Below are 6534 nucleotides of genomic sequence, written 5' to 3' on the forward strand. Positions count from 1 at the left end.
GGTGGCCGCGCAGCAGCGCAGCGTAGCGGCCGGTGGCCGACAGCAGCAGGTCGCAGAACTCGCGTGCGGCGCCGTGGCCGCCCGCCGCCGCGGTGACGTGGTGCGCGATCGCCCGCACCTCGACATGGCCGTTGACCGGCGCGCAGGCCAGCGCGGCGCGCGCGAGCAGCGGCAGGTCGGGCCAGTCGTCGCCGATCGCCGCCACCGCGTCCCAGCCGATGCCGAGCGTGGTCAGCAGGTGCTGCGCGGCGGCCAGCTTGTCGTGTACGCCGTAGACGGCATGCGCGATGCCCAGGTCGTTGACGCGGCGGCGCACCGCCGGCGAATCGCGGCCGGTGATGACGATCGGCGCGATGCCGCCCTGGGCCAGCAGCTTCAGCCCGTGGCCGTCGAGCGTGTTGAAGGCCTTGAACTCCTCGCCGCGCTCGCTGATGTAGATGCGGCCGTCGGTCAGCACGCCGTCGACGTCGAAGATCGCGGCGCGGATGTCCTGCGCGCGCAGCATCWGCTCGGGCGGGAAGCCGAGCACCGGGGTGATGTCGTCCAGGGCCATCAGATCACCTTTGCGCGCATCAGGTCGTTGGTATTGATGACGCCGACCAGCCGGTCATCGGCGTCGACGACGAGCAGCACGGTGATGCGGTGCAGCTCCATCAGGTCGGCCGCGTCGACCGCGAGCGCATCGCTGCGCACGCGCCGCGGGCTCGGGCTCATCACGTCGGCCGCGGTCAGCGCACGCAGGTCGCGGCCCTGCTCGACGAGGCGGCGCAGGTCGCCGTCGGTGAAGATGCCGAGGATCTCGCCGCGCTCGCCGAGCACCGCGGTGGCGCCCAGGCCCTTGCGCGTCATCTCGCGCATCGTGTCGACGAAGGGCGTGGCCGGCGGCACCTGCGGCACGTCGTCGCCGCTGCGCATCACGTCGCGCACATGGGTCAGCAGCTTGCGGCCCAGGCTGCCGCCGGGGTGCGAGCGGGCGAAGTCTTCTTCGCGGAAGCCGCGCGCATCGAGCAGCGCGACCGCCAGCGCGTCGCCGACCGCCATCTGCGCGATGGTGCTCGCGGTGGGGGCGAGGTTCAGCGTGCAGGCCTCCTGGTCGACCGCGCTGCTGATGGTGATGTCGGCATGGCTGGCCAGGCTGGAATCAGGGCGGCCGGTCATCGCGACCAGCGTGACGCCCAGGCGCTTGAGCGCCGGCAGGATCGCGGCGAGCTCATCGCTCTCGCCCGAATTGGAGATCGCGAGCACCACGTCGCCGGTCGTCACCATGCCCAGGTCGCCGTGGCTCGCCTCGGCCGGATGCACGAAGAGCGCGGGCGTGCCGGTGGAGGCCAGCGTGGCCGCGACCTTGCGGCCCACGTGCCCGCTCTTGCCCATGCCCATCACGACCACCCGGCCGTTGCACTGCAGCATCGCGCGCACCGCCTGCACGAAGCTGTCGCCCTGGCGCGCGTGCAGGGCCAGCAGCGCGCGGGCCTCGATGTCGAAGGTCTCGCGCGCCAGCTGCAGCACGCGTTCGGCATCAAAAGAATCGGCGGGAGGGGCGTTCAGGGGCACGGAGAGCAGCTTCGGTCCGATAGGATCTGGCGATTGTAGGCACGCACGTTGCGTCAGCGACTCCATGGCATCCACCCTCGAACTCGTCCTGCTGTATCTCGTCGCCGCGGTGCTGGGCGTGGTGGCGTGCCGGTCGCTGAAGCTGCCGCCGATGCTCGGCTATTTGACGGTCGGCGTGCTGATCGGCCCGAATGCCCTGGGTCTGGCCAAGGATTCGGCCGGCATGACCTATCTGGCCGAGTTCGGCGTGGTGTTCCTGATGTTCGTGATCGGGCTCGAGTTCAACCTGCCCAAGCTCAACAGCATGCGCCGGCTGGTGTTCGGCCTCGGCCTCAGCCAGGTCGCGATGACGGTGCTGGCGGCGCTGGCGGGCAACGTGCTGCTGGGCTGGGGGCTGGCGCAGGCCGGGCGCAGCTGGGGCCTGTCGTGGCAGAGCGCGTTCGCGCTCGGCGGGGCGCTCGCGATGAGCAGCACCGCGATCGTCGTCAAGCTGATGGCCGAGCGGCTCGAGCTGGAGAGCGAGCACGGCCGCCGCGTGATGGGCGTGCTGCTGTTCCAGGATCTGGCCGTGGTGCCATTCCTGGTGCTGATCCCGGCGCTCGGCGCATCGCCCGACGCGCTGGTGCCGGCGCTGGCCTGGGCCGGCCTGAAGGCGGTGGCGCTGCTCACCGTGCTACTGGTCGGCGGTCAGCGCGTGATGCGCTGGTGGCTCACGCTGGTGGCGCGGCGCAAGAGCGAGGAGCTGTTCATCCTGAACCTGCTGCTGGTCACGCTGGGGCTGGCCTGGCTGACCGAGCATGCGGGGCTGTCGTTGGCGCTCGGCGCCTTCGTCGCCGGCATGCTGATCGCCGAGACCGAATACAAGCACCAGGTGGAAACCGACATCCGGCCGTTCCACGACGTGCTGCTCGGGTTGTTCTTCATCACCATCGGCATGAAGCTCGACGTCGAGATCGTGCTGTCGCAGTGGCCGCTGGTGCTGGTGATGAGCGTGCTGCCGGTGCTGTTCAAGTTCGCGCTGGTGACGCTGCTGGCGCGGCTGGCCGGGGCGGCGCCGGGGGTCGCGCTGCGCACCGGCCTGTACCTCGCGCAGGCCGGCGAGTTCGGCTTCGTGCTGCTGACGCTGGCGACCCAGGAGCACCTGATCCCGGCCCCGTTGCAAAGCCCGGTGCTCGCGAGCATGGTGCTGAGCATGCTGGCCACGCCGTTCATCATCATGTACAGCAACCGCATCGTGATGCGGCTGAGCTCGAGCGACTGGCTGATGCAGTCGGTCGCGATGACGAGCATCGCCAAGCGCGCGATCAACACCGAGGCGCACGTGATCATCGCCGGCTACGGCCGCAGCGGGCAGAGCCTCGCGCGCATCCTCGACGGCGAGCGCATCCCGTACATGGCACTCGACCTCGACCCCGACCGCGTGCGCCAGGCCGCCGCCGCCGGGCAGAGCGTGGTGTTCGGCGACGCCGCGCGGCTGCAGAGCCTGATGGCCGCCGGCCTGGCGCGCGCCAGCGCGGTGGTGGTGAGCTACCACGACACGCCATCGGCGATGAAGATCCTGCACCTGGTGCAGGCCCACGCACCGACGGTGCCGGTGATCGTGCGCACGCTCGACGACAGCGACATCGAGCGGCTGCAGGCGGCCGGTGCGACCGAGGTGGTGCCCGAGGCGATCGAGGGCTCGCTGATGCTGGCGAGCCATGCGCTGGCGCTGGTGGGCGTGCCGATGCGGCGCGTGATCCGCGTCGTGCAGGACCAGCGCGATGCGCGCTACGGGCTGCTGCGCGGCTACTTCCACGGCGCCGACGACGACACCGTCGACGAGCGGCAGCAGGCACGGCTGCTCAGCGTGAGCCTGCCGTCGGCCGGCAGCTGGATCGGCCAGCCGCTGTCGGCGCTGGCGCTGCATGCGGTGGGTGTCACCGTGGTGTCGGTGCGGCGCGCGTCGGGCGCGGTGACGAAGCCGCACGACGCGCTGCTGCTGGCCGGCGGCGACACGCTGGTGCTGTCGGGGCTGCCGGAGCCGCTTGCCTTGGCGGAAGGCAAGCTGCTCGGGCGCTGATTCAGTTCGCACTGGTCTTCGACAGGCTCAGTCCGAACGGGTTTGCGGTCGGAATTCCCCGTCGTGGGCTGTCGTGTGCGGGACAATGGCGCCCCGTTCCCGACGGTGAGTCCCCCATGACCGCAGACAGCCCCCTCGAATCAGCGCGCGACACCATCAAGCGCAGCATCCGCACCGTGCCCGACTGGCCGGAGCCGGGTGTGCAGTTCCGCGACATCACGCCGCTGCTGGCCGATCCGCGCACCTTCCGCATCCTGATCGACGAGTTCGTGCACCGCTATTTCGACGTGCGGCCGACCGCGATCRCCGGGCTCGATGCGCGCGGCTTCATCATCGGCTCGGTGCTGGCCTACGAACTCAACGTCGGCTTCATCCCGATCCGCAAGAAAGGGAAGCTGCCGTTCACGACGGTGCAGGAGACCTATGAGCTGGAGTACGGCTCGGCCACCGTCGAGATGCACACCGATGCGGTGAAGCCGGGCGACCGCATCGTGCTGGTCGACGACCTGATCGCCACCGGCGGCACGATGATGGCCGGCATGCGGCTGCTGCAGCGGCTCGGCGCGGTGGTGATCGAAGGCGCGGCCATCGTCGACCTGCCCGAATTGCACGGTTCGCAGCGCCTGCGCGAGGCCGGGCTGCCGTTGTTCACGCTGGTCGATTTCGGCGGGCATTGATGCCCGCCCGGGCCCCGAGGGTCCGGCTCAGGTGATCGGGGTCTGGCGCGTGATGTTGGCGCGCATGCGCAGCGCCATCACCGAGCCGGCGGCCCGCACCAGCTCGAGTGCGAGGGCCGGCGTGCGCTGCGCCAGTTCTTCCAGGCGCGGGCCGCGCAGCGCCCACACGATGCACGGCGTCATCGCCTCGACGTTGGCCATCCGCGGGCCGTCGAGGAACAGCGCCGGTTCGCCGATCACCGAGCCGGCGCGCAGGATCGCGATGCGGTTGCTGCCGGGCGGGCCGCCGGTCACGAAGACCTGCAGCGAGCCCTGGCCGAGGAAATACATGCTGCGGTCGGAATCGCCCTGCTTGATCAGCAGGTCGCCGGCGCGGATGTCGTGGCGCGTGAGGTAGGGCCCGATGACCCGCCACTGGTCGAGCGTCAAACGCGCGCGGAAGGCGTCTTCCGCATTCAACGTTTGAATCGCTTGTACCAACTGCTGCAGTTCCATCGTGTCCTCTGTGTGGTGTGACGCGTACTTGCAGGGCAAGTGCGTGAAAGTGACGCGATTATCAGCGTGTGTGACGGGCACCACAACAGCGCTTGGCAAAACTTGTGCCCATCGGTCACCGTCGCGGCCCCGTCTGTCGGTGCCGATGTGACAGAAAATGCTACTTGCCGATGCAGAAGCGGCTGAAGATCTCACCCAGCAGATCATCTGACGTGAACTCGCCGGTGATCTGCGACAACGCCGTCTGCGCGAGGCGCAGTTCTTCGGCCAGCAGGTCGAGCGCCGGGTCGGGCGAGGTGGCGAGTTCGAGCGCCAGCGCCAGGTGCTCCGCGGTGTGCCGCAGCGCGTCGACATGGCGGGCGCGCGCGATGAACAAGCCGTCGGGCGAGGCATGCCAGCCGGCCAGTTGCAGCAGCAGGCGGCGCAACGCGTCCAGGCCTTCGCCGGTGCGGGCCGACAGCGCGAGGTGGTGGCCTGCGCCGGGTGGCAGATTTTGCGCGTTCGCGAGGTCGCTCTTGCTGTAGACGTGCACGACGCGTTCGCCGTCGCGCTGCGGGGCGGGCAGCCGCGCCGCGATCTGCGCCTCGGCCGCGTCATAGCCCGGCTCGCCGCGCCGCGTCAGGTCGTGCAGGAACAGCACCGCATCGGCCCGCTCGATCGCCTCCCAGCTGCGCGCGATGCCGATGCGCTCGACCTCGTCGCCGGCCTCGCGCAGCCCGGCGGTGTCGATCACGTGCACCGGCACGCCGTCGATCTGGATCGTCTCGCTGACCTTGTCGCGCGTGGTGCCGGGGATCGGCGTCACGATCGCCAGCTCGGCACCGGCCAGCGCATTCAGCAGCGAACTCTTGCCGACGTTCGGCTGCCCGGCCAGCACGATCTGCATGCCTTCGCGCAGCAGCGCCCCCTGGCGCGCGCGGCCGAGCACGCCCGCCACGTCGGATGCAATGGTGCGAAGGCGCCCGAGCGCGTCGGCCTTCTGCAGGAAGTCGATCTCTTCCTCCGGGAAATCGAGCGTCGCCTCGACCAGCATGCGCAGCGAGACCAGGCGGTCGCGCAGTGCGTGCACCTCGTCGGAGAACGCGCCGCTCAGCGAGCGGCTGGCCGAGCGCGCCGCCGCCTCGGTGCTGGCTTCGATCAGGTCGCTGACGGCCTCGGCCTGCGCGAGGTCGAGCTTGTCGTTCAGGTAGGCGCGCTCGGTGAACTCGCCTGGCTCGGCCAGGCGCAATCCCATCCCGATCCCGCGAGCAGCCTCCAGGCAGCGCGCGAGCAGCAACTGCAGCACGACCGGGCCGCCGTGCGCCTGCAGTTCGAGCACGTCTTCGCCGGTGTAGGAATGCGGGCCCGGGAAGTACAGCGCCAGCCCGCGGTCGATCACCTGGCCCTGCGCGTCGGTGAAGGGCAGGTAGGTGGCGTGCCGCGGTGCCAGCGCGCGACCGAACAGCGCGTCGACCAGCGGCTTCAGGTCGCGGCCCGAGGCACGCACGATGCCGACGGCGCCGCGGCCGGGCGCGGTGGTGATGGCGATGACGGGATCGTGGTGGCGCGGCAGCATGGCGGCGATTGTCCCGGAAGGCCGCTCAAAAGCGACCCGCCAGAAACGACAAACCCGGGCCACGCATGCGGCGTGGCCCGGGTTGAAGATGGCGCGGGGGGAAGCGCCGGTGCAGCATGCTGCGGTCCGAATCATCCTCCCGAGCCGCTGCCGAGATCACGGCAGCGGGTCTGCCCCGCATTGAACTGGTG

At 70.3% G+C, this 6534-nt stretch carries 6 protein-coding genes; 2 read left to right on the top strand and 4 right to left on the bottom strand.

The features are described from left to right. A partial coding sequence (locus AC1D01_RS16100; protein WP_477867928.1) for a KdsC family phosphatase occupies nucleotides 1-553 on the bottom strand: 553 nt, incomplete at its 3' end. After that, nucleotides 553-1563 (bottom strand): KpsF/GutQ family sugar-phosphate isomerase, encoded by a 1011-nt coding sequence (locus tag AC1D01_RS16105; protein WP_477867936.1) that lies wholly within the window; start codon nucleotides 1561-1563, stop codon nucleotides 553-555. The genes AC1D01_RS16100 and AC1D01_RS16105, both read right to left, overlap by 1 nt. A 55-nt stretch (nucleotides 1564-1618) precedes the next feature. Between AC1D01_RS16105 and AC1D01_RS16110 the strand changes: the two genes are divergently transcribed. Continuing rightward, complete coding sequence (locus AC1D01_RS16110; RefSeq protein ID WP_477867930.1) at nucleotides 1619-3616, top strand: cation:proton antiporter domain-containing protein; 1998 nt, start codon at nucleotides 1619-1621, stop codon at nucleotides 3614-3616. Between the two features lie 116 nt (nucleotides 3617-3732). Next, on the top strand, nucleotides 3733-4293 hold the full coding sequence (locus AC1D01_RS16115; protein WP_477867932.1) for an adenine phosphoribosyltransferase: 561 nt from the start codon (nucleotides 3733-3735) through the stop codon (nucleotides 4291-4293). Between the two features lie 27 nt (nucleotides 4294-4320). On the opposite strand, the gene AC1D01_RS16120 is transcribed toward AC1D01_RS16115, so the two are convergent. Beyond that, nucleotides 4321-4788: a cyclic nucleotide-binding domain-containing protein gene (locus AC1D01_RS16120; RefSeq protein WP_047503796.1), complete on the bottom strand. Its 468-nt coding sequence runs from the start codon at nucleotides 4786-4788 to the stop codon at nucleotides 4321-4323. Nucleotides 4789-4948: 160 nt separating this feature from the next. After that, entirely contained in the window at nucleotides 4949-6343 is a 1395-nt protein-coding gene (gene mnmE / locus AC1D01_RS16125) for a tRNA uridine-5-carboxymethylaminomethyl(34) synthesis GTPase MnmE (RefSeq protein WP_477867934.1), read from the bottom strand. Between the last annotated feature and the right edge of the window lie 191 nt (nucleotides 6344-6534).

This window comes from Rhizobacter sp. P3_B12 (assembly GCF_056402895.1).